This window comes from Sporolactobacillus spathodeae (assembly GCF_016908935.1).
GTDB classification, from domain to species: Bacteria; Bacillota; Bacilli; order Bacillales; family Sporolactobacillaceae; genus Sporolactobacillus; species Sporolactobacillus spathodeae.
Genome location: NZ_JAFBEV010000001.1, coordinates 99244 through 122829 on the forward strand (window position 1 = coordinate 99244; position 23586 = coordinate 122829).

At 45.9% G+C, this 23586-nt stretch carries 11 protein-coding genes; 10 read left to right on the plus strand and 1 reads right to left on the minus strand.

Annotation, left to right across the window (positions count from 1 at the left end):
- Nucleotides 1-238 precede the first annotated feature (238 nt).
- The 7 genes from addB (at nt 239) to JOC27_RS00495 (ending at nt 17287) form a co-directional block, all read left to right on the plus strand.
- The gene (gene addB / locus JOC27_RS00465) at nt 239-3733 is read left to right on the plus strand and encodes a helicase-exonuclease AddAB subunit AddB (protein ID WP_205005020.1); all 3495 of its coding nucleotides are present in this window, start codon (nt 239-241) and stop codon (nt 3731-3733) included.
- Nucleotides 3720-7469, plus strand: coding sequence for a helicase-exonuclease AddAB subunit AddA (gene addA, locus JOC27_RS00470; protein ID WP_205005021.1), 3750 nt, complete (start codon nt 3720-3722; stop codon nt 7467-7469). The genes addB and addA overlap by 14 nt, the downstream gene beginning before the upstream one ends.
- Nucleotides 7466-8668: an exonuclease SbcCD subunit D gene (locus JOC27_RS00475; RefSeq protein WP_205005022.1), complete on the plus strand. Its 1203-nt coding sequence runs from the start codon at nt 7466-7468 to the stop codon at nt 8666-8668. Before addA ends, JOC27_RS00475 begins: the two co-directional genes overlap by 4 nt.
- Nucleotides 8655-12056, plus strand: a complete 3402-nt coding sequence (locus JOC27_RS00480) for an AAA family ATPase (RefSeq protein WP_205005023.1) — start codon at nt 8655-8657, stop codon at nt 12054-12056. The genes JOC27_RS00475 and JOC27_RS00480 overlap by 14 nt, the downstream gene beginning before the upstream one ends.
- A 218-nt stretch (nt 12057-12274) precedes the next feature.
- The gene (locus tag JOC27_RS00485; RefSeq protein WP_205005024.1) at nt 12275-15508 is read left to right on the plus strand and encodes an efflux RND transporter permease subunit; all 3234 of its coding nucleotides are present in this window, start codon (nt 12275-12277) and stop codon (nt 15506-15508) included.
- A 367-nt stretch (nt 15509-15875) separates the two neighbouring features.
- Nucleotides 15876-16739 carry a YitT family protein gene (locus JOC27_RS00490; RefSeq protein ID WP_205005129.1) on the plus strand — a complete coding sequence of 288 codons (864 nt, stop codon included), beginning with the start codon at nt 15876-15878 and terminating at the stop codon, nt 16737-16739.
- Nucleotides 16740-16981: 242 nt separating this feature from the next.
- The gene (locus JOC27_RS00495) at nt 16982-17287 is read left to right on the plus strand and encodes a hypothetical protein (RefSeq protein ID WP_205005025.1); all 306 of its coding nucleotides are present in this window, start codon (nt 16982-16984) and stop codon (nt 17285-17287) included.
- A gap of 154 nt (nt 17288-17441) precedes the next feature.
- Here JOC27_RS00495 and JOC27_RS00500 read toward each other — a convergent pair whose 3' ends face one another.
- Nucleotides 17442-18041 (minus strand): lysozyme family protein, encoded by a 600-nt coding sequence (locus tag JOC27_RS00500; protein WP_338062746.1) that lies wholly within the window; start codon nt 18039-18041, stop codon nt 17442-17444.
- 195 nt (nt 18042-18236) lie between these two features.
- On the opposite strand from JOC27_RS00500, the gene asnB reads away from it, so the two are divergent.
- The 3 genes from asnB to JOC27_RS00515 all read left to right on the plus strand — a co-directional run bounded on the left by asnB (nt 18237) and on the right by JOC27_RS00515 (nt 23371).
- Entirely contained in the window at nt 18237-20087 is a 1851-nt protein-coding gene (gene asnB, locus JOC27_RS00505; RefSeq protein WP_205005027.1) for an asparagine synthase (glutamine-hydrolyzing), read from the plus strand.
- A gap of 365 nt (nt 20088-20452) precedes the next feature.
- Nucleotides 20453-21415 (plus strand): LacI family DNA-binding transcriptional regulator, encoded by a 963-nt coding sequence (locus tag JOC27_RS00510; RefSeq protein WP_205005028.1) that lies wholly within the window; start codon nt 20453-20455, stop codon nt 21413-21415.
- 162 nt (nt 21416-21577) lie between these two features.
- Complete coding sequence (locus JOC27_RS00515; protein WP_205005029.1) at nt 21578-23371, plus strand: glycoside hydrolase family 13 protein; 1794 nt, start codon at nt 21578-21580, stop codon at nt 23369-23371.
- Nucleotides 23372-23586: the final 215 nt, after the last annotated feature.

The following is a 23586-nucleotide window of genomic DNA, read 5'->3' on the forward strand; positions in this document are numbered from 1 at the left end:
TAGCGAAGGCACCAAACACCTGCGGGAATAGCGTGCCAGCGAAGCCCCGCAGATTCTAGCTTGTCTGAGGAGGTTCGCGTTGCGCCTGCGGCAAGCGAACACATGGGGAAGAAACGATTAAACACAGCAGCAGATTTTAGCAAAGCCAAGGAAATAAAAAATGAATGCCGTTGTACGAACAAATGTTCTTGTATGCTATAATAATGATACATCATTTCAATGAACGGAGGAGAGAGTTATGTCGGTGCGCTTTATCCTTGGCAGAGCGGGAACCGGAAAAACGAGCGAATGCATGAATGAAATTCGCGAAAAGCTGCATGATCGTCCAACGGGTTCACCACTAATTTATCTTGTTCCCGAACATATGACCTTTGCTGCAGAATATGGCTTTGCGTCGACGCCGGATTTAGGCGGAATGACGCGGCTAAATGTTTATAGCTTTCCGCGTCTCGCGCTACGCGTCCTTCAACACGCGGGTGGTATGACGCGTTTGCATTTGGATGAAGCCGGTATTGCTATGCTACTACGCAAAATTGTAATGAAACGCGGCAACGATTTTCGCCTTTTCGGCAATGCGGCTGAACAAAATGGCTTTTTTAAGCTGCTGGCAGATACATTAGCCGAATTCAAACAATATTGCTTAACACCGGATCAGGTGCATGGACACGCTGAAACGTTGGAAGCACCAAGCGGCAATCAAGACGTGCGGGATAAACTTTATGATCTGTCGCTCATTTATCAGGAATTTGAACAGTCGCTACTCGGCAAATATGTAGATGGTGAAGACTATATAAAACTGATGTGTGAGAAGATTCCTGATGCTGCGTTTCTGAAAAATGCAGAAATCTGGATCGATGGTTTTCAGACAATGACGCCCGAAGAACAATTGGCGGTTGAATGTCTGATGACGGCCGCACCGCGCGTCACGATTCTGCTTGGCTGCGACCAGATATATGATCGAGCCCCTGATCACTTTTCCCCTTTCCGTCATCCTGCAAAACTTTTTCTCAGTTTAAAAGAAAGAGCCGAATCAGACGGTATAGCCATCGAGCCGATCCGATTGAAAACTAAGATTTTGCGGGGCAAAGATTCTGCTTTGGAACATTTGAACACAGCATTCGGTAATTTTTCCAGAAAACCAGTCTACCAGACGGTTGGACTGACACTGACAGAAGCGATCAACCGTCGCGAAGAAGTGGAACAGACCGCGCGCGCCATCATCCGCCTTGCCCGTGATAAAGCTATCCGCTATCAGGAAATGACCGTGGTCGTCCGCCATCTACAAGATTACCGTGACTTGGTTGAGACTGTCTTTTCAGATTATCGCATTCCGCTGTTTATCGACCAAAAGAAACCGATGCACCATCATCCTTTAATTGAATGCGTTCGCTCCGCACTTGAAGTGATTCAACAGAACTGGCGGTATGAACCCGTATTCCGTTGTATCAAAACTGATTTATTTATTCCTGCGGGCAGCAGTGACGAAGAGGAACGGGAAGCTTTTGATCGTCTGGAGAATTACGTGATGGCTTACGGTATCTATGGAAGAAAGAGATGGAACGGGGCAAAAACCTGGAATTGCCGGCAGTACCGTGGACTTGAGGAAAAGCAGCGTCAGGAAACGCCAGAAGAACGGGCGATGCAAAATGAACTAAATCGCGCGCGACGCCTTATTGCTAAACCACTAGCTGCTTTTGAAGATGCACTGCGAAAGGCAACGTCAGTAAGCGATCAATGCGCCGCAGTTTATCAGTTTCTGAGTGATTTAGCGGTTCCGCAAAAGCTGAGTCTTTGGGCGCATCAAGCGGAAGCGCAGAACCGATTAGAAGACGCAAAAGCGCATCGTCAGGCATGGAACGCATTGATGAATCTTCTTGATCAATGCGTCGAAGGCGCAGGCGAAGAAGCGATGCCGCTGCAATGGTTTTGCGACGTTTTGGACACAGGTCTCGATCAGTTGCAGTTTGCCCAGGTCCCCCCGGCACTCGATCAGGTGCAGATCAGCACGATGGATCGTCTACGAGCCGCCGACTGGAAGGCGGTTTTTGTCTTGGGAATTAATGAAGGCATTATACCTGCGAAACCGGTGCAGCAAGGGTTGTTTTCCGATGAGGATCGCAACCTCTTGGAAGCGAGCGGCATGCATGTGGCAGAAGGTGATGAGGAGCAAATGGCATTGGAAAATGAATGGATATATCGTGCATTCACCTTGCCATCCGCCGCACTTTTTCTCTCCTATCCGTTGGCATCCGAAGACGGTGAGTCGCTCAAACCTTCGCCACTTATCGGAAGAATCCAAAGGTTGTTCCCCGATTTGGCAGTTAACGTTGCGCTTTCAGAGCCGCGAATGCTTGATGAAAAAGAACAGATCATGTTTATCAACCAGCCAAGAAAAACACTCAGTTATCTTGCCGCCCAAATCCGCGAATGGCAGCGTGGCTATCCAATTTCGGATATCTGGTGGGACAGTTATAATTGGCTGAACGCGCACGGTGAGTGGGCGACGATCAGCCGCTTGGTTTTATCGAGCCTGTTTGCGACAAATGATGAGAAGTTAAGCGAAGCGACCGCGCAGGAATTGTACGGTGACTCACTTAGAGGCAGTGTTTCGCGGCTGGAATTATTCAATGCTTGTCCATTCTCACAATTTGCCTCTTACGGATTGAAGCTTCGCGAGCGGGAAGTGTATCAGCTCGCTGCTCCAGATATCGGTCAACTGTTCCATCTCGCAATCAAGCAAATGACGGAGAAAGTCATGGAGCGTGCAAACGGTTGGGCAGATTTAACGCCTGAATTATGCGATCAGCTGGCACGAGCCACGGTGCAACGCCTTGCGCCACAACTACAGCGTCAGATTCTAAACAGCTCGAGCCGCTATCAATATCTTGAATATAAATTGGAGCAAGTGATTGCCCGCGTTGCTCGCGTGATGCAGCGCCAGGCAGAGACAAGTCGCTTTACGCCGCTCAGTCTCGAAATGCCTTTTGGCCCAGGTCAACCGATTCCGCCGCTCGTTTTTAAACTACGAAACGGAAGCACAATGCAAATTGTTGGACGGATTGATCGCGTGGATAAGGCTGAAGTGGACGACCGGCTGATGCTACGGATTGTTGACTATAAATCAAGCACAAGAGATTTAAGCCTGACCGATGTTTATTATGGGCTTGCTCTGCAAATGCTTACCTATCTTGATGTTGTGGTTACCAATTCCGAGAAATGGCTAGGGAAGAAAGCAAATCCGGCCGGTATCCTTTATTTTCATGTCCACAATCCATTCCTTAGTCTGACAGAGAAAATGAGTGAGACCGAAATTGAGGATCAATTATTTAAGTCTTTCAAAATGAAAGGCTTGCTTCTTGCCGACCGCGCGACCCTGCTTCAGATGGATCAAATTGCTGACGGGGCGACATCAATGATTGCCCCCTTTGGCTTTAAAAAGAGCGGTGATCTGTATAAAAGTTCCTCGGTCGCCACGTCTGATGAATTCGAGGCGATGCAGCGCTATACGCAGAAAAAAATCGAAGAAGCGGGTAATCAGATAACTGAAGGAAATATTTCAATTGCGCCTTATCGGCTCAAACAGCAGGTGCCTTGTACGATGTGTACGTTCCGGGCTGTCTGCCAGTTTGATCAGTCGCAGAACGGCAGTGGTTACCGTAACTTGCAGCAGAAACCGGATGAATGGCTGATGCGGCAGATAGAAGAGGGGGCACGAGCAGATGACGAAAAGTAAACCGGAAAATAGCCACTGGACCGAGGCGCAGTGGCGGGCGATAACCGCTGAAGGGCACGATCTGCTCGTTGCCGCAGCTGCCGGATCGGGAAAAACGGCTGTTCTTGTGGAACGAATCATCCGTAAAATCATGGATCAGCAGCAGCGGACAAGTTTGGACAGCTTGCTCGTTGTAACGTTTACGAAAGCAGCGGCAGCGGAAATGAGGGAGCGGATTAGTCGGGCAATCGATCGGAAACTGAGTGAAAACCCTGCCGATCTTTATTTGCGCCGTCAGCAGGCATTGCTCGGAAAAGCGTCAATCATGACGCTCCATTCATTTTGTAGCTCAGTGATTCGTCGTTTTTATTATAAAAGAGAAATCGATCCAAATTTTCGGCTTGTTGATGAAGTAGAAGCCGCATTAATTCGCGAAGAAGTCCTTGACACCACTTTGGAGAATTACTATCAGACAGGTGACACTGAATTTTTCCGGTTGGTGGAACGTTATTCAGGTGATCGGAGCGATGATGCGCTTCGTAGCTTGATTTTCAGGCTCTATGACTTTTCGCGCAGCGATCCATGGCCAGAGAACTGGCTGGACCAAATGGCAGCAGCATATCGTCAGAATGAAGAACGCTTAATCGACGATTTCAGCTGGGCACAAGATTTAAAACGATCAGCAGCGATACATTTGCAAGAAGCCGTTTCTGAACTGCGCGAAGCGCTTAATCTCTGCCATGATCCGCAAGGTCCTGCAGTCTATGCGGAAACAATCGAAGCGGATTTGGTGAATTTGAGTAGTTTGCCAGATGTCGCCATGTCAAAATGGTCAGACATCCGCTCGGCAGTCCTAGCGCTTACCTTTGGCAAATTAAAAATATGCCGCGATAAATCTGTTGATGAGGTGCTGAAAGAACAGGTCAAAAAAGCGCGAGATCGGGTCAAAACAATAATCGCCGACTTGCAGAACGACTGGTTTCGCCGTACTGCAGATGAAAGCCTTGCGGATTTAGCGGATATGGCTGGATCAGTCAAGATGATGCGTGCAATCATTGCTGATTTTTCCAAGGCTTATCAGGCAGAAAAGCGGAAGAAAGGGTTGCTTGATTTTAACGACTTGGAACATAATTGTTTGGCGGTTCTGCGCAGTGTTGATTCAGTGCCGGGACGTGAAATTCCCTCAGAGGCAGCTCAGTATTATCAGACGAAGTTTTCTGAAATTCTCATCGATGAATATCAGGATACCAATCGGGTTCAAGAGTCGATCCTCTCGCTTGTTTCAAGGGATGCATCGCGCGGTGGCAATCGGTTTATGGTTGGTGACGTTAAGCAGAGTATTTATGGCTTTCGTTTAGCGGAACCGGGACTCTTTCTTGACAAATATAAACTGTTTTCCGAAGCATCCACGTCAGGTGAAAAAATTGATTTATCGAGCAATTTTCGAAGTAGACAGGAAATTATCCATGGCACAAATTTTATTTTCCGGCAGATTATGGATGAATCGGTTGGCGGTGTTGCTTATGACCCGGCTGCTGAGTTGAGATATGGTGCAACTTATCCGGAGTATCCATCGCCGGTCGAATTGGAGATAATCGACAAAAAAACAGTTGATAACGAGGACGATTCGGATGATAGCCGTGAAAGTATTGAAATCGAGGCGACAGCAATCGCCGATCGAATTGCGGCGATGATTGGTGACGGAAAAACGGGTGCCTATCAGGTATGCGATAAGAGCAGTGGGCAAATGCGCGCGCTACGGTATCGCGACATTGCTATTCTAATGCGAGCGACGAGCGGTTCGGCGGCAGTCGTCAAAGAAGCGCTGCAGGTCAGAAATATTCCTGCGTACGCAGAAATATCCAGTGGTTACTTCGACACGATCGAGGTCACCGTCATGCTTTCTCTTTTACAGATTATTGATAATCCTTATCAGGATATTCCGCTGGCTTCTGTACTCCGCTCGCCGTTATTCGGTCTCAGCGGTGACGAGCTAGCAGCTATTCGTATCGCCGATCAACATTCAGGTTATTTCGAAGCGTTAAAGAAATATAGTCTAGAGAAAAAGGATCCATTAGCTGAACGCATTTTATATTTTTTGGAAAAACTAAACGATTGGCGCGCCTTATCTAAGAAACAATCCGTCTCTCAATTAATCTGGCAGATTTACCGAGACACAGGCTATTTTGATTATGTTGGCGGTCTTTCAGGCGGCACGCAGCGACAAGCCAACCTTGGTGCGCTGTATGATCGCGCGAGACAATATGAGCAGACTTCTTTCCGGGGACTATTCCGCTTCCTTCGCTTCATCAACCGAATGAGAGAAACAGGCGGCGATATGGGTGAAGCGCGCGCGCTAAGCGAACAGGCGGACGTCGTTCGAATCATGACGATCCATAAAAGTAAGGGACTTGAATTTCCGGTCGTCTTTGTCGCCGGACTTGGGAAGCATTTCAACATGAGGGACACAGTAGCACCTGCGCTATTGCATAAATCCATGGGTTTTGGTACACGGTGGATCGATCCGAAGCAGCGGATCAGCGTACCAACTTTGTTGTACTTAGCAATCAAGGAAAGGATTCGCGCCGATGCGCTTGCAGAAGAAATGCGCGTTCTTTACGTCGCGCTCACACGAGCCCGAGAAAAACTTATCCTGATCGGAACCGTTCGCGACCTAGAAAAGTCTGCTTCTAAATGGCAGCGTGTGCTGAGTCGTTCGGAATGGCTACTGCCTGATGCTATGCGTCGATCAACTTCTGCCTTTATCGATTGGCTTGGCCCGGCAGTGATCCGTCATGCATCGGCAGGGTCGCTGCATGAGGCGCGCGCTGATGCGCCTGAAAAGACGGCGATCACGCGTGATCCGTCCGCATGGTTGATCAGTTGTGTGTCCGCTGAATCCATTCAACCGGCTGAAGCGGTTCAAGCGGAGCGGGATGCGGGAAGGATCGACCGGATCAAACAGTGGAAAACGGTCGTTTCCTTCTCAGGCTATCAAGACGAGGTGGTCCGGCGTCTTAATTGGTCTTATCCGTTTGAGTCAGCTGCCTATTCGATGGCGAAGCAAACGGTCACAGAAATCAAAGTACAACAGGATTATTTCAGCGAAGGGCAGGATAATCGTCTGCTTCACGCAGATACTTCCATGATTGGCGGTGAACGTCCACGTTTTCTTCAACAGAATGGACTGACAGCGGCTGAGCGCGGAACAGCGGTTCATCTGCTGATGCAGCATTTGGATTTAAAGGCGGTGTTGTCCGAGGCGTCCATTCGGCAGCAAGGACAGCTGCTCGTTCATAAGGAGATTTTGACCGCGCAGCAGGAAGAGGAGCTCCCTTATCTAGCGATTACTCGCTTTTTTCAATCGGCGATTGGTCAAGAAATGCTGCGCGCCGATAAAGTTATTCGCGAATGTCCATTTAGTTTGTCTGTAGATGCCGCATCCGTTTATCCTTCTGGGGATCACATGAAAAATTGTGAAAAAGACAAGGTGCTGATTCAGGGAGTTATTGACTGTATCATAGAAACGCATTCGGGATTGATACTGATCGATTATAAAACCGACCATTTGCGCCATCTCTATCCCGAGCCACGCGAAGCGGCTCGAGAGCTGAAGCAAAAATACCAAGTTCAATTGTCGCTGTATCGAACAGCAATCGAGCGTATTTGGAAGCAGAAGGTCGATAAAGTAGGACTTTATGCGTTTGACTGCGACTTATATGTGGATTTTAGCGGAGAGAGAGGGATTCTGAAATGAGACTCCTGCACACAGCCGACTGGCATCTGGGCCGGACTCTTGAAGGGCGGAAAAGAGAAGACGAGCAGATCGCTGTTATGGATGAAATTTGCTGCATTGCTGAGGATCAAAAGGTCGATGCGGTTCTGATGGCCGGTGACGTTTTTGATACAGTCAATCCGCCGGCAAGTTCTGAAGCCCTTTTTTATGAAACTGCCCAACGTTTGTCTTTAGGAGGAAAGAGACCGCTACTTGTTATTGCCGGTAATCATGATAGTCCTGATCGACTCGAAGCATCAAAACCGCTCGCGGGCAGACAAGGGATTGATATTATTGGACGACCTGTTCCGCAACCTTTGGTCTTGCCTGTACCAAGGACTGACGAGAAACTTGTCATTGGCTGTATCCCTTATCCATCCGAATCACGGCTTAATGAAGTGTTGAGCGAGATGAACGAGGAAGAAGCGATTCAAAGTGCGTATAATGCGCGAGTCGCCGTTCTTTTTAAGCAACATGCACAATTTTTTCGAAGTGACACAGTCAATTTATTGATGACGCACCTATTTGTCGCAGGGGGGCAAGAGTCTGCTTCAGAACGGCCGATTCAAGTTGGTGGTGCCTACACGGTATTTCCTTCATCTTTCCCGAAAACAGCACAATACATTGCCATGGGACATCTGCACCGACCGCAGACGATTGGTCATGCGCCTTCTCCAGCACGCTATGCTGGATCACCGCTTGCTTACAGCTTTTCCGAGGCGGGACAAGCCAAGTCTGTTACTGTGATCGATGTTTCACCAGGGGAAAGACCGCTTCTTGAAGAACTGCCACTATCGGCAGGACGTCGGCTCGTCCGTTGGCAAGCAGATCAAGGTGTGGAACAGGTACAACGTTGGCTCGATGAGGGACGTGATGCAGATGCTTGGATTGATCTTGAGCTGACACTTGATGAAGCCTTATCGATGCATGACATTCAGGAACTGCGCAGACGTAATGATCATTTCGTGACGATTCGACCGATCTTCGCAAAAGATTCATCCGTAGAAGAAACACCTGCCAGTCGTCTTCCGATCGATCAGTTGTTTATCCGCTTCTATAAAGAACAGACTCAGGGGGCGGAGCCTGGCGCTGATTTAATTCATTTGTTTTTACAGATGATCGAGGAAGAACATGCAATGTCGGAAGCTGCGGCAGGAGGTATTCCGTATGAAACCGATTGAACTGACACTGCGAGGCTTGAACAGTTTTCGTGAAGAGCAACATATTGATTTTGAAACACTGTGCGCTGATGGCATTTTTGGTATTTTTGGACCGACCGGCAGCGGAAAATCAACGATTCTTGATGCGATTACACTCGCACTATACGGCACAGTCGAAAGAGCGGCTAATAATACACAAGGCATTCTCAATCAATTGGAAGATCAATTATCTGTAAGTTTTACATTTGAATTAAACGGTGCTGGTACGAGGCGTTACCAAGTGGCTCGCAATTACAAGCGGGTGAAAAATAATGGCCTACGTCTTGCTTCCTGCCGGCTTCTGCGGCTTGATACAGAAACAAGAGTGCTTGCCGATAAAGAACGTGACGTGACGCAAAAAGTTCAGGAAATTCTCGGATTGACGCATGACGATTTTACACGTGCGGTTGTCCTTCCACAAGGCAAATTTGCTGAATTTTTATCATTGAAGGGGAATGAGCGCCGCAAGATGCTTCAGCGTTTGTTTCACTTAGAGAAGTACGGAGATGCGCTGAATGCACGGTTGAAAGCGCACGCCGAAGAAACAAAACAGAAGCTTGAATCGATTCTTGAAAGACAAACGCTTCTTGGCGATGCATCGAGGGAAGCGCTTGACGCATTGAGCAAACAGACGCAGCAGACAAAGGCAACACTCATGACACAACGTGTGGCGATGGAAAAAGAGCAGCAGGTTTATAACACAATGCTCAGAATATCGGAGATGGAGCAGGAACGGGATGAGAAACAAGATGATCGAAAATTGCTTGAGACAAGGCGTGGTTCGATTCAGCAGAAGAAGCAACAGTTGCTTCTGGATCAGGCCGCTGAACAGCTTATGCCTTATCTCGATGCATTGAATCGCGCCGAGACAGAACAGAGTGATGCCGCATCAGAAGCGGAGAATTTGAGTGAACGCTACCGTAAAGCGAAAGAGGATGAACAAGCCAAAAAGCATATTTTTGACGCAAATGTTCAGAAGTTTGATGAACAGGAACCATTAATTAATGAATCTGTAAAAAAAATTCAAAACAGCTTAAGTTTGCAGCAACAGATACGTGACTTGGAGACTTCAATTCATGAGCGGCACCAGCGTACAGAGCTTCTTACCCGGCAGATCGAAGAAGGCAAAGAGATTGAGCAACAAATCACCCAGCAGATAGAAGAAAATGGCGCGGATCTGAAAACTGCTGAAAAACAGAGGGAGTCCCTCTTCCTTTCTTCGGAAGAGCGGCACAGGCTTCAAAAGGCCCGCGACTGTAAAAAAGAGCTTGAAAATCTCGAGGAGCAGATCAAGACAAAACGAGGCGAGTGGAGCGCGAGTCATAAAGAATGGCTGAGAAGCAAGCAATCGATCGAACAGCTGAAAATTAGTTTGAATCCAAATGGTGATGAGACGAAAAAAGTTTTTTCTCGATTCGAACGCGACTATTTCCGCGTGTCTGCACTTCTCGATGAGCTAAGCCGCTCCTTGCGAGAATTAGCCTTACAGAAGGAACGGGATCGCAAATCACATGAGCAGCAGGCGATTCAGTCGCTCGCATATACCTTGGCGATGAATTTAAAAGACGGTGATCCTTGTCCCGTCTGCGGTTCTTTGCATCATCCGGATCTGTCGCATGAGACGGATTTGGACGAAGACGACTGGAACCTCCTACTATCTATTTATCAGGATGCCGAACAAGCGATGAGCAAAGCAGAACAGGAATGCCGCGTTGATTTATCTAAAATGGAGCAACTTGCCCGTAACTTTGCAGATCTCATCGTTTCCGAGCCGACTTCCGATGCGATTGAACAGTATGACCCGTCAGAAAACTTCAATGCCATACAGCAAGAAGGCGCCTTGTCTCGTAGGGCGCATCAGTTGAACGCCAATGCCAAAGCGCTCAGACAAGATATAATCGAATCCTGTCGCGTCATCGAGCTCTACCATGAACGCGTGCAGCAGCTGAAATTGTCACAATCGAATCAGGAAGCACGTCTATCATTCTATCAAGAACAAAAAGAGGAAATTGAGCGCCAAGCAATGAAGTTAAAGACGACGTACGATGCGCTGCGAAACGCTTGGCCGGAAGCGTATCCGCCGATTGAAAAGGCCGAATCCGCTTTTCAAACGATACAGCAAAAAGATAGGCAACGGGAAAAACTCGAGAAAGCGATTCAAGATTTACGTAAGGTTTGCAGCGATTTAGATGAAAAGCGGAGCGCCTGCCACAATAAGAACAATGCAATGGCTTTAGAATTGAATCGTTTGCAAGGACAAAACGAAACTGATGAGGAGCAGTACAATCGCCGAGTCGACGAATGGACTTTATCAGGTTTTTCTGTTGCGGACAACCTCGATGAAATTTTAAAACAGACAGAGACGCATCTTCGCCAGCTTCGTGAAAAAAAGGATAACTCGGAAAGCGAGTGGCGCGGTGCTTGGCGCATCCTTGTTCAATTAGAAAAGGCTTTGGAAAGCGCCAAACAACGGCTTCAACGTGCAAAGGGGACGTTAAGTCAGCTTTCCAACCAGTGGACAGAAAAGTTGAGGGCTTCAAATTTTGTGAGCTCGGGCGCGGTAAAAGATGCAGTGATGGAACCTGCATTACGTGAAAACTTCAAATCAGACGTTGCTAGATTCGAAGAAAGGGAGGCAGCTCTGATCACCGAGATCAGGACTCTTGAGGAAAAGCTTGCGGGGCAACACGTAGACAAAGAAGCTGTTGGATATAGCAGAGATAAAGTTGAAGCATTGAAAAAAAGCGTTCAGACATTGACTGAGGAATCAGGTGCTCTGGCGAATCAGTTGACTGACTTGCGGCAACGCCATAAGATTTATCAAACGCTGCAAACCGAGCGCCGCGAGTCAGAAAAGGCGGCGGATCAGTTTGAAAAATTACAGCGTGTTTTTCGTGGTAATGCTTTTGTCGCCTATGTCGCTGGCGAACAATTGCAGCAAGTCTGTATCGCCGCCTCAGATCGGCTTGGCGATCTGACACACGGTCGTTACGCTCTGGAATCCGATACTTATGGAAATTTTTTTATTTGCGACAATGGCAATGGCGGTGTGCGTCGACCGGTATCCTCGCTTTCAGGTGGCGAAACTTTTTTGACTTCGTTGGCGTTGGCCCTCTCACTTTCCGAACAAATTCAACTAAACGGCAATGTGCCGCTGCAGTTCTTTTTTCTCGATGAAGGGTTTGGAACGCTCGATCCGGGACTTCTGGATACCGTTTTAACCGCTCTTGAGAAACTGCATATGCGCCGCTTGGCGATCGGCGTGATCAGTCATGTTCCTGAAATGAGGGAACGCCTGCCGCGTCAATTAATTGTCGAGCCAGCAGAACCCTCGGGAACGGGAAGCCATTTGCATCTTGAAATGCTTTAATGCAATGATCGATTTAAGCTTCCATTCATCGATTGGGTACATCTCTTCGGAAAATGGTCGATACAAGTAGGTGAAAATGAAAAATTTTTTATTGCTACAAAATGCGTTCACACGTTGTACATATTAGCCATTTAAAATGACAGTTGTCAGATTTTATTTAGGATTGTGAAGATGTATTATTAGATCATCATTTTTATCGATGAAAAGGAGTTGAAAGAATGAGAAAAATTATTTCCTTCTCAATGCATAATAAGCTGGCGGTTTGGCTGTTGACGTTGCTTGTTGTCGTCGGCGGTCTTTATGCTGGTACGCATATGAAGATGGAAACGATGCCGGACTTCACGATTCCGGTTGTTAGTGTAACGACTGTTTATCCAGGCGGCACGCCATCTGCGATAGATGATCAGGTAACGCAACCGATCGAACAGAAGCTTCAATCCCTTGCCGGTGTCAAAGATGTCAGCTCGACATCCGCTTCCGGAATATCCTCGGTAGTTGTTGAATACGACTATAGCCAGGATATGGACAAAGCAGTCAATGATATCAAACAAGCGCTTGACCAAGTAACTCTTCCGGATAATGCACAAAAGCCATCCGTCATGCGGATCAGCCTGGATGCGATGCCAGTATACAGTGTCAGCATCACAGGATCGAAACAAATGAATCTGGACAAATTGAGCCAAGCTGTTAAAGATGATTTGCTTCCTAAAGCAGAACAGATAGACGGTGTTTCTTCTGTCACGCTTGCAGGGCAGCAGAAAGAAAATGTTCAGATCGCTTTTAAAGCAAACAAACTTAAAAAATATGGATTGACCCAAGATACAGTCGTCGCTTTGATCAAGGCGAATAATGTGTCGACGCCACTTGGACTCTACACCATTGGCAAGAATCAGCGTTCGGTCGTTGTTAGCGGTCATATCGATTCAATCAATCACTTGAAGAGCATGCGGATTCCTGTTGAGACAGCCGCAACGTCACAAAAAGGTTTGTCTCAAGCCGGGACTGCTTCATCCGCGTCTGCTGCCAAACTAAAGACGATGCCATCTGCCTCAGCGAGTAGCTCGATTTCGTCTGCTTCATCCACGAGCCAGACTGCGTCTTCCAGTCAGTCAAGTGCGCAGCTTATTCCATCTCGGATGACGGTTGTTCAGCTATCAGATGTAGCGAATGTCACGATTCAGAAAAAGGCAGAATCCATTTCACGTACAAATGGCAAATTATCCATCGGTCTTTCCGTTGTCAAAGGTCAGGATGCGAACACGGTTGATGTAGTAAATCGTGCAAAAAGCGTAATAAAAAGCTTTGAAAAATCGCATACCGGCATCCATGCTGTCTCGATGTATGATCAAGGCAAGCCGATTCAGCAATCTGTCTCGGCAATGTTTGAAAAAGCGATCTTAGGCGCTCTTTTTGCCATGTTGATTATCCTGCTTTTCTTGAGAAATATACGGACGACGTTAATTTCCGTTCTATCAATTCCTTTATCGCTGCTTATCGCACTTATTGTTCTGAAGCAAATGAACGTCACGCTGAATATAATGACGCTCGGGGCAATGACGATTGCAATTGGACGTGTGGTTGACGACTCAATCGTTGTTATTGAAAACATATATCGACGTATGTCACTTTCTGATGAAAAGCTGTCCGGGCGAGAATTGATCCGCGAAGCAACACACGAAATGTTTCTTCCAATAATGTCATCGACGATTGTCACAATCGCTGTTTTTCTGCCAATGGCGCTTGTAACGGGTGTCGTTGGCCAGATTTTCCTGCCTTTTGCCATGACAATTGTCTTTTCACTGCTGGCTTCGCTTCTTGTAGCCATTACAATTGTACCGATGATGGCAAACAGTCTCTTTCCGAATGGTTTGAAAAGAAAGCATGCTGAGGAACAGGCAGGAAAACTTGCAGCGGTTTATCGGCGCGCCCTGAATGGTGTCCTTAATCACAAACTGATTTCATTCGGACTGGCAGTTCTGATATTTGTCGCAAGTCTTTTCCTCGTGCCGCATATTGGTGCCAGCTTCCTACCGGATGATCAGCAAAAAGAAGTGATTTTCACCTATAATCCGAATCCGGGACAGACGGTTAATGACACGAAAAAAACAGCAGCACGTGCGGAACATCTGCTTGAAGCCAATAAGGATTTGAATAAAATTCAATACTCTATTGGTGGATCGAGTACATCGGCAATGTTCCAATCTGCGGATAATCAAGCGATGTTCTTTGTTTCTTATAAAGACAGTACACCGAACTTTACAGATTTACAGAATAAAACGTTGGATAAGCTGAATAAACAGGGATATAAAGGTAAATGGGCGATTCAGAATTTCGGATCGGGTAGCTCAAGCAATCAGCTGACTTTATATGTCTATAGCAATACGCAAAGTCAATTGAAAACATTGACGAATAAAGTACTTGCGCTGACTAAGAGGGAATCTGGTCTGGCACAGGTATCCTCAAGCATCTCAAAAGGTTATGTTCAATATACGATTACGGCCGATCAGAAAAAGCTCGGCGAAAGCGGTATAACTGCTGGACAGATTGCTCAGCAATTAATGACCTCAAGCAGTACCGCAAATAATGATGCGCTGACAACCATTAAACGTAATGGTCAAGATTTAGATGTCTTCGTCAAGGTATCAGACAATAATTTGAAGCGTATTAAGGATCTGACGAAACAGACGATTCAATCGCCGATGGGCAAACAAGTGAAAATTAGCGATATTGCCGTTGTTGAAAAAGGACAGTCGCCGCAGTCGATAACCAAACGCGATGGAAAATTGTACGCGGAAGTGACCGCAAAAGTGACGGCGAAGAATGTTTCCGCTGTGACTCAGACATTACAGAAAAAAATTGACCGTGTGGCTAAACCGGATGGTGCCAGCGTTTCTTTCTCAGGCGTCACTGAGCAGATGAATGACTCGTTCAGCCAATTAGGTATGGCGATGTTGGCTGCTATTTTGATCGTTTATTTCGTACTTGTTGTGACATTCGGTGGCGGTCTCGCGCCGTTTGCGATTCTCTTTTCGCTCCCGTTCGCGATTATTGGCAGCCTTATCGCACTTCTGATCAGCGGTGAAACAATCAGTGTTTCATCGATGATCGGTGCTCTGATGCTAATCGGCATTGTCATCACCAATGCGGTCGTGCTGATCGATCGCGTGATTCACCGTGAAAAAGCCGGGCATGGGACACGTGAAGCATTACTCGAGGCAGCTGGAACGCGTATCCGTCCAATCCTGATGACGGCAATTGCCACTATCTGTGCATTAATGCCACTCGCGAGTGGCATGGAAGGAAGTGGTGGTTTGATCTCCAAAGGGTTGGCCGTTACAGTTATTGGTGGCATTACGAGCTCGACAATACTCACTTTGTTTATTGTTCCAATTGTTTATGAGACATTAATGAAAATTCGATCAAAGTTCAGAAGAAAAAAGATCGAAGCTTAATCTCTTGAAAAATAATGAATAAGCTTAACAAAAACCCTGAATGCGGTGAAAATGCCGCTTCAGGGTTTTTATTTCAGCTATAAAGAAAATGCTATTCCTGAAAAACATAGCACAATTGTTCTGACACGTTGCGAGAATAGCGTGCCAGATGGGTCCCGTAGATCCAACCATCCAACCGTCTAAGGAGATACACCGCACCCGCGGCAAATGAGCAGCCGAAGCGCAATTGTTTAAGAAGGACTTTGTTACGCCAAGTTCATCTTATCAAACAAATAAGTTAAAGAATTCTTCTATAGAGTTGAAGCCTTCCGTTTAAATATGGTAATTTATACGTAAAGTTATCGATAGGAGCAATAAAATTTTGAAAATAAAATGGAACTCGTTTTATCAGGATTCTAAAGTGCTGACAATTGTCACCCTTGGGGCCTTGCTGAATGCCGCAGCGCTGAATATTTTTTTGATACCAGCAAAAGTTCTTTCAGGTGGCGTCACCGGTATTGCTCAGCTGCTTTCAACATTATTGGAGCAAACGCCGATGCATGTAGGCACAGGTATCTTGCTGCTTCTCTTTAATATTCCTGTTGCATATGTCGGTTGGATAAAAGTTGGCCATCGATTCACGTTCTACAGTGCAATTAGTGTTTTGCTCACAACTTTATTTATGGAATTCATTCCTGTGCATCCATTAACCGAGGATATTTTATTAAACGCGGTTTTTGGAGGCGTTGTGCAATCTGTTGGTGTTGGTATTACATTGAAATTCGGCGCATCCACCGGGGGCATGGATATCATTGCGATGATTCTCTCGCGCGTGAAGGATCGGCCGTTCGGTTTTTATATGTTTGCATTAAATGCCGTGATTATTCTTTCCGCTGGTTTTCTTTTTGGATGGCGTCGTGCATTGTATACATTGCTCGAGTTATATGTTGCTACGCGAATCGTCGATGCAATTCATACCAGTTATGTTAAATTGACTGCATGGGTGGTTACGGATAAAGCGGAGGAATTGCAAAAAGCTATCTATGCCCATCTTGAACGCGGTATAACACGAATTCCTTCAAAAGGCGGTTTTACTGGCCGTGATCGCGACACATTGATGATTGTCATTACAAGGTACGAGCTCTATGAATTAAGAAGAATTATTCAGTCAATTGATCCATTCGCGTTCACAAATATCGTCGAAACGATCGCTGTGTTTGGTCTTTTTCGCAAAGAAAGAAAGCTAAAGTAATCATTTGATATGTAGCGCAATATTAAGCCTTTTTTTAGTGAGAAAGTATAAAGCTTTTCGCACAAAAATGCAGCGAGGCGCTGGCGCCATGCGGGAAAAGCGAGCCAAGTGAGACCCCGCAGATTCTCGCTTGTCTGAGGAGACGCGCGGCGCCCGCGGCAAGCGAGCAGCCGAAGCGCAATGGTTAAAAAAGGACTTGGCTATGCCAAGTTTTTCTGATCTTTGATTGAAGGAGTGACTTGATGAAGGCATCACGAATTCTTAAATGGGTTTCGGCTGGGTTTGAGGCATTGCTTGGTATTCCTTTTTTTGGCGGCTTGCTCGTGATCAGTCTCGGATGGTCACCACTTGGCGCGGCATTGATCCTCCACATTGTGACGTTGATTTTTTGCGCGCAGGAGAGGGCAACCTATGCAGGCAGCATCCTTGGAATCGTGACCAGTTTAATTGCTTGGATTCCTTTTGTTGGGATGATTATGCATTTAACCACGGCAATTGTTCTGCTTATAAGTGCCGCAATTCAAAAAGAGGACCGCTTTTTCGGCTAAAGTATCTATTCTGCAAATACGTCGATTCAGCGCATGCTTAGCACAATCACGCTTGTGCGCGTCAGTCGGGGATATCGCATTTTTCACGTAAAATCAACTACATTAATTACTCTTGTAAAAAGCCCGTTGAAGCGATGCACTTCAGCGGGCTTTTTTATGAATCACTTTTCTTGGCGATTGCTTGCTTTTCCTTCTCATTATAATAGTAGCGCAGAACATGGCTGACATAATGCGGATCACCATAGGAACGCCAACCGAATTCGGCTGCTTTTTTCTTCGCAAATTGATCGGCGAGTGCTTGTGAGTACTGACCACCATGTGCCCGTACGTAGTCAGTGAAGCCAATACCAAAATTGTAGCTTTGTAGTGCCAAACGAACATCTCCGTTTGACTGGTCAAGCGATTTTCTAAAGTATTTTGTACCAGCTGCAATGGATTCGGTCGGATCTTTTATCGAGTCCCTTGGCAGTCCTTGACTTTCTGAAGCCTGCATCACATCCACCGAATTTCCTTTAGACTCCTGCATCGCCATTGCCATCAATAAATCAGTTTTGTTTTCGAGCCCGTAAACGCGCGCATATTTTTTGAAAACAGGTCGATAGGCTTCTATTTTCTGGCTGATCACGCGATCATCATTCAAAAAGGGAACATGATCGGCTGCAGGACTGAATTTGCTGGATATGATAAAAAGAAGGAGATAGGAGAAACCGATCAGTGTCAGCATTGAGACAATCCAGACTAATAATTTTTTCACGCAAACATTCCTCTGTGTTGTATGAGATCTAGTGTATATATTTTTCATAATAATCTTCTTTTTTCCGTCCGTAAATGGTCAAATATTGTCTGTCGTTTGTCAGGTACCTCAGTCCATTTCTCACATGCCCAGATTTTTTGCATAAGATGGTGGAGTAACTAAATTGGTCTGGATGATCAGGAAAGGATGACCTTAATGTGCGGGATTACAGGCTGGATTGACTGGCAGAACGATCTGCGCGGTGAAGAAAAAACGTTGTTGGGTATGTCGCAGACACTGACCAAACGCGGTCCAGATGATTTGGCTGTTTGGCTGTCGGAGCAAGCGGCGTTTGGGCATGCCCGGCTAGTCGTTGTTGATCCGGAAAACGGCCGCCAGCCGATGAAGAAGACGGCAGAAGGCAACGATTATGTTCTTGTGTATAACGGAGAACTTTATAATACGGAAGAAATCAGAGAGGATTTGCTGCGCGCAGGCTATCGATTTAAAGGACATTCGGATACTGAAGTTTTGCTGACTGCCTATATCGAATGGCGCGAAAATTGTTTGGCGCATTTTAACGGGATATTTGCTTTTGTTATTTGGGATGCAAAGCGTCGACTAATGTTTGCCGCCCGCGATCGAATGGGCGTCAAACCATTGTTTTATAGCCATGAAGGCAATCGATTGCTTTTTGGTTCGGAGATCAAAGCGATTTTGGCACATCCGACTATCAAGCCATCGATTGATCGCGAAGGTTTATCGGAAGTCTTTGGTCTTGGACCATCGCGAACGCCGGGGCATGGCATCTATCAGGGCATCGATGAACTGCGTCCGGCACACGCGATGACATTTACAGCAAACGGCCTGAAAATCTGGCGTTACTGGAATGTGAAGAGTGCGGAACACACCGACAACGTGGAGGAGACGGCGGAACAGATCCGCTTTTTATTGAAGGACGCCGTTGAAAGGCAGCTCTTTGCTGATGTACCTGTCACGACTTTTCTCTCTGGAGGGCTTGATTCAAGCGGCATTTCAGCGCTCGCAGCGGAATATTTTAAAGAAAAAGGGCGGGGACCGCTGCACACCTATTCAATCGATTATATTAATAATGATCAATATTTCCATACAAGTAAATTTCAGCCGAACAGCGATGCACCATTTATTCAGGAAGTCGCTGACTACCTTGGTACGGAGCATCATAATCTGGTCATTAACAATGAGCAGCTCGTTCAATACTTGAAGAAAGCGATTCATGTCCGTGATATGCCGGGTTACGCCGATGTCGATTCCTCACTTCTCTGGTTCTGCGAAGGAATTAAAAAGGAGTTCACCGTTGCGTTATCGGGTGAATGCGCCGATGAAATTTTTGGTGGTTATCCGTGGTTTCACAGTCCAGAAACATCGGCAAAAGAGGGTTTCCCATGGATGCGCTCGACGGATGCACGCCAGGAATTGCTCAATGACAAATGGGGCAGTCGCCTGCATTTGAAAGATTATTCCTTAATGCGCTTTAACGAAACGGTTGCTGAGACACCGAGACTTGATGGTGAAACCGGTGTCGATGCCAAGCGGCGCGAGCTATTCTACCTGAATCTCAACTGGTTCATGACCGCACTGCTTGATCGCAAGGACCGGATGAGTATGGGTGCCAGCCTCGAAGTGCGCGTGCCTTTTGCCGATCACCGGATTGTGCAGTATCTATGGAATGTGCCGTGGGCGATGAAGATGCTTGACGGCCGCGAGAAAGGAATTTTACGCAAAGCGCTTAAAGGCTATCTTCCGGACGATGTGCTATACCGGAAGAAAAGCCCGTATCCAAAAACCTACCATCCGGACTATACAAAAGGCGTTTCATCTTGGCTGCAACAGGTATTGGATAAACCGAACGCGCCACTGCTTGAAATAATGGATAAACAAAAAATACAATCGATCGTTGACACTGGCGGTGCCTCATTTAAAGTTCCATGGTTCGGTCAGTTAATGACCGGTCCGCAGCTGATCGCCCATCTCGCAATGATCAACGAATGGCTGGAAACGTATCACGTCGATATTGTTGATCGGTGATCGTAAAATGATGACAAATCGTAAGCCGGTTTCCACCGAGTCATTCGGAAGGAGGCCGGTTTATTTAGAAATAAGAAAGTATAAAGATTTTTGCACAAAATGCAGCGAGCAACCGAAGCGCAATTGTTGAAAAGGACTTGGCTATGCCAAGTCCTTTTCTGATTATCGAGAAATGTAGTTGCCGAATGTTTTAGTCATTCAAGCAATAGTATTGGTGCTCGATACCGTCTCACGTCATACTTTTACTTTTTTACGAGTGTATAATTGAACACGTTTTCATTTTTTGAATCTCTAAACAAGGGTGGAGCAAGCGGCCATGTTATAATGAGACATAGATACGACCTCAGTGGATCGGAGGCAACCATATGGCAACGATTAAGGATGTTGCAAGGCTGGCTGTTGTATCAAAAATGACGGTGTCTCGCGTCATTAACCATCCAGATAAAGTGTCGCTTGAATTGCGTCGTCTTGTTTATCAGGCGATGAAAGATTTGAATTATATTCCTAACTTTGCGGCACGAGCGTTGGTTCAGAATCGAACGCAAATTGTTAAAGTTTTGATTCTGGAAGAAATGGACACCACTGAGCCTTATTATATGAATCTTCTATCAGGAATCGCCAAAGAATTAGATAAACACTATTATGCGTTGCAGCTCGTTTCACGACATTCGCGTCAAATCGGATCATGTGATGGTTTAATTGTGACAGGGATGCGTACCAAAGATTACGATGAGATTATTGCTCCGCTTGAGCAACCTGTTGTTCTTTTCGGACAGAATGAACGAGGCTATGATTTTGTTGATGTGGATAATGAACAAGGAATGATGATGGCAACACAGCATTTGATTGATATTGGTTTTGAAAATATAATCTTTTTTGGTATAGATCTCAATGAACCCTTCATGCAAGCGCGGAAAAGGGGCTATGAGAAAAAGATGAGCGAATTTGGATTGACAAAGACCACTTATTTTATGAAAAATAGTTCACACGCTGCCCAGTCAAAGGCCATGCACCTCCTGCATAATTTTCGTCCGGGTTCCGCTTTTGTTTGTGCTTCCGACCGTATTGGTCTCGGCGTAGTTCGAGCGGTGCAGGAATTTGGCTATTCGATTCCAAACGATGTCGCAGTGACTGGTTTTGATGGTGTCTTTCTTGATCAGATTGCTGATCCGAAACTGACCACGGTGCGACAACCGGTCATTGAAATGGGTCAGGAACTTGCTCGAATGTTATTGAAAAAAATAAATAATAACAAAAGTGATAAACAAGTTGGCCGTATTTTCCAGCCAAAATTGATTATTCGTCAGTCGACGGTTCGACAATGCTAGTTATTTCACCAACCGCGTAATACAAGGCCGCGTCATAATGTTCAAGGAACGCGCGTGAGTAACGTACTGTTTTTCGACATGCTACTGTTTATCTCCGTATTTTTGTTACGATAATAACGAGAGAAACAAGCGATCACAAATGTGCGGGAGGAAAATGTGGAAATGGAAGAAGCAGCCATTTATCATCAGCCATGCAGCATGTTTGCTTATCCCTATGACCGGAAAACATTCCATTTGCGGATTCGGACAAAAAAAGGGGATATTCGCTCTGTCGTCTGTTTTTTTGGTGATCCCTATGAAAATCACAAAAATGAAAATGGACGTATCGTACCTGCTTTGAACCAAAAAGACATGCGCCTTACTGCGCAAACTGAGCTGCATGATTACTGGTTTACCGAAGTTGCATTGCCATTTTACCGGCTCCACTATGCCTTTGTGCTGACTTCGGTTCAAGATGAAACGATTTTTTATGGTGATCGTGGCATGATGCAAGATAGTGCATTATCTTTTAGCTTCTCAGAAAACTTTTTTAAGTATCCATATATACACGAGAATGATTGTTTCAAAGCACCGGATTGGGTCAAGAAAACAGTTTGGTACCAGATCTTTCCTGAACGTTTTGCCAATGGCAACCCCGCAATCTCACCCGTCCAGACACTCCCTTGGGGAAGCAAAGACCCGGGACGTGACGATTTTTTCGGCGGTGACCTCCAGGGGATTATTGATCATCTGGATTATCTACAAAATCTGGGAATCAACGGTATTTATCTAACCCCTATTTTTACAGCCCCTACTAATCATAAATATGATACATTGGATTATTTTTCAGTTGATCCCCATTTTGGCGATAAAGAAGTCTTACGTACATTGATAAAGCAAGCACACAAAAGAAGCATTCGTGTCATGTTAGATGCTGTTTTTAATCATATCGGCAGTACCTCGATGCAGTGGCAGGATGTTATTCGTCATGGAGAAAACTCGCGATATAAGGATTGGTTTTATATACGCTCTTTCCCAGTGCAAGAAGGCGAAAACGGAAATATTGAGGGGCAAACGACATTGTCCTACGATACGTTTGCTTTTACACCAAAAATGCCGAAATTGAATACGGAGAACCAGGAAGTGCGCGACTATCTACTTAGGATTGCTCTTTATTGGATCAAAGAATTTGACATTGACGGTTGGCGGCTTGATGTGGCAAATGAAGTCGATGGGCAATTCTGGCGCGCCTTTCATCAGGCAGTGATAGGTGAGAAAAGCGACTGCTATATCGTTGGCGAGATCTGGCATAATGCTTGGAATTGGCTTCAAGGCGATATGTTTCACAGTGTAATGAATTATCCGCTCTCGCAAACAATTATTGATTATTTCATTGAGAATAAACTTAAGGCAACTCAGGCGGTTAGCGCGATAAACGCCCATTATATGAACTATCAGGCGCAGGTGAGCGAAGTTGCATTCAACTTGCTGGACAGCCATGACACCGCTCGGATTCTGACAAAAGCGCGAGGGGACAAGCAAAAAGTCCGACTGGCTTTAGCCTTTCTCTTTTCGCAGACGGGTTCCCCCTGTATTTATTATGGAACAGAAGTGGGTATGGATGGAGCCAATGATCCGCTCTGCCGAAAATGTATGATTTGGGATAAAGAGAAACAAGATTTAGAAATGATGGCTTTTGTAAAAAAAATAATTCGATTGCGAAAGGATAATCAGCCCGTTTTGACTTATGGCAGATTGGACTGGTTGATTGTCGACAATGCTAAGGATTTGCTTTGTTTTCGCAGAGTGTACCAAGATCGAACACTATACTTCTTTTTTAACCATGGGAACAATGATCAGACATTATCGCTAGATGAAAGCAATGTATTGCTTTTTGATCTTTGGAACGATTACAGAGTCGACGGTACAAATCTCTTCGTTCCTTGCCAACAGTTCAGAATTTTTGCTGAAGCGTAGTCGTACATGTATTGTGGTGAAGAAGTATCGATTATCCTAAAGCGTCAATCAATTTAACATCGCCATTCCGCGAAAATTGCACTGGCTCTGTCCATGCGCGTGCCAGCGAGATCCCGTATATTCTAGCTGTTGGCCGCTCGCGGTGCGCCTGCGGCAAGTGAACCCATAGCAAAAAATAATAGCAAATTTTAACAAAAAAATGTTAACGGTAACAT

What these genes read in the sequence shown, in the direction of transcription:
- JOC27_RS00510 (WP_205005028.1), top strand. Translation starts at nt 20,453, where the DNA reads ATGGCAACGATTAAGGATGTTGCAAGGCTGGCTGTTGTATCAAAAATG.
- JOC27_RS00485 (WP_205005024.1), top strand. Translation starts at nt 12,275, where the DNA reads ATGAGAAAAATTATTTCCTTCTCAATGCATAATAAGCTGGCGGTTTGG.
- asnB (WP_205005027.1), top strand. Translation starts at nt 18,237, where the DNA reads ATGTGCGGGATTACAGGCTGGATTGACTGGCAGAACGATCTGCGCGGT.
- addA (WP_205005021.1), top strand. Translation starts at nt 3,720, where the DNA reads ATGACGAAAAGTAAACCGGAAAATAGCCACTGGACCGAGGCGCAGTGG.
- JOC27_RS00515 (WP_205005029.1), top strand. Translation starts at nt 21,578, where the DNA reads ATGGAAGAAGCAGCCATTTATCATCAGCCATGCAGCATGTTTGCTTAT.
- JOC27_RS00475 (WP_205005022.1), top strand. Translation starts at nt 7,466, where the DNA reads ATGAGACTCCTGCACACAGCCGACTGGCATCTGGGCCGGACTCTTGAA.
- addB (WP_205005020.1), top strand. Translation starts at nt 239, where the DNA reads ATGTCGGTGCGCTTTATCCTTGGCAGAGCGGGAACCGGAAAAACGAGC.
- JOC27_RS00480 (WP_205005023.1), top strand. Translation starts at nt 8,655, where the DNA reads ATGAAACCGATTGAACTGACACTGCGAGGCTTGAACAGTTTTCGTGAA.
- JOC27_RS00495 (WP_205005025.1), top strand. Translation starts at nt 16,982, where the DNA reads ATGAAGGCATCACGAATTCTTAAATGGGTTTCGGCTGGGTTTGAGGCA.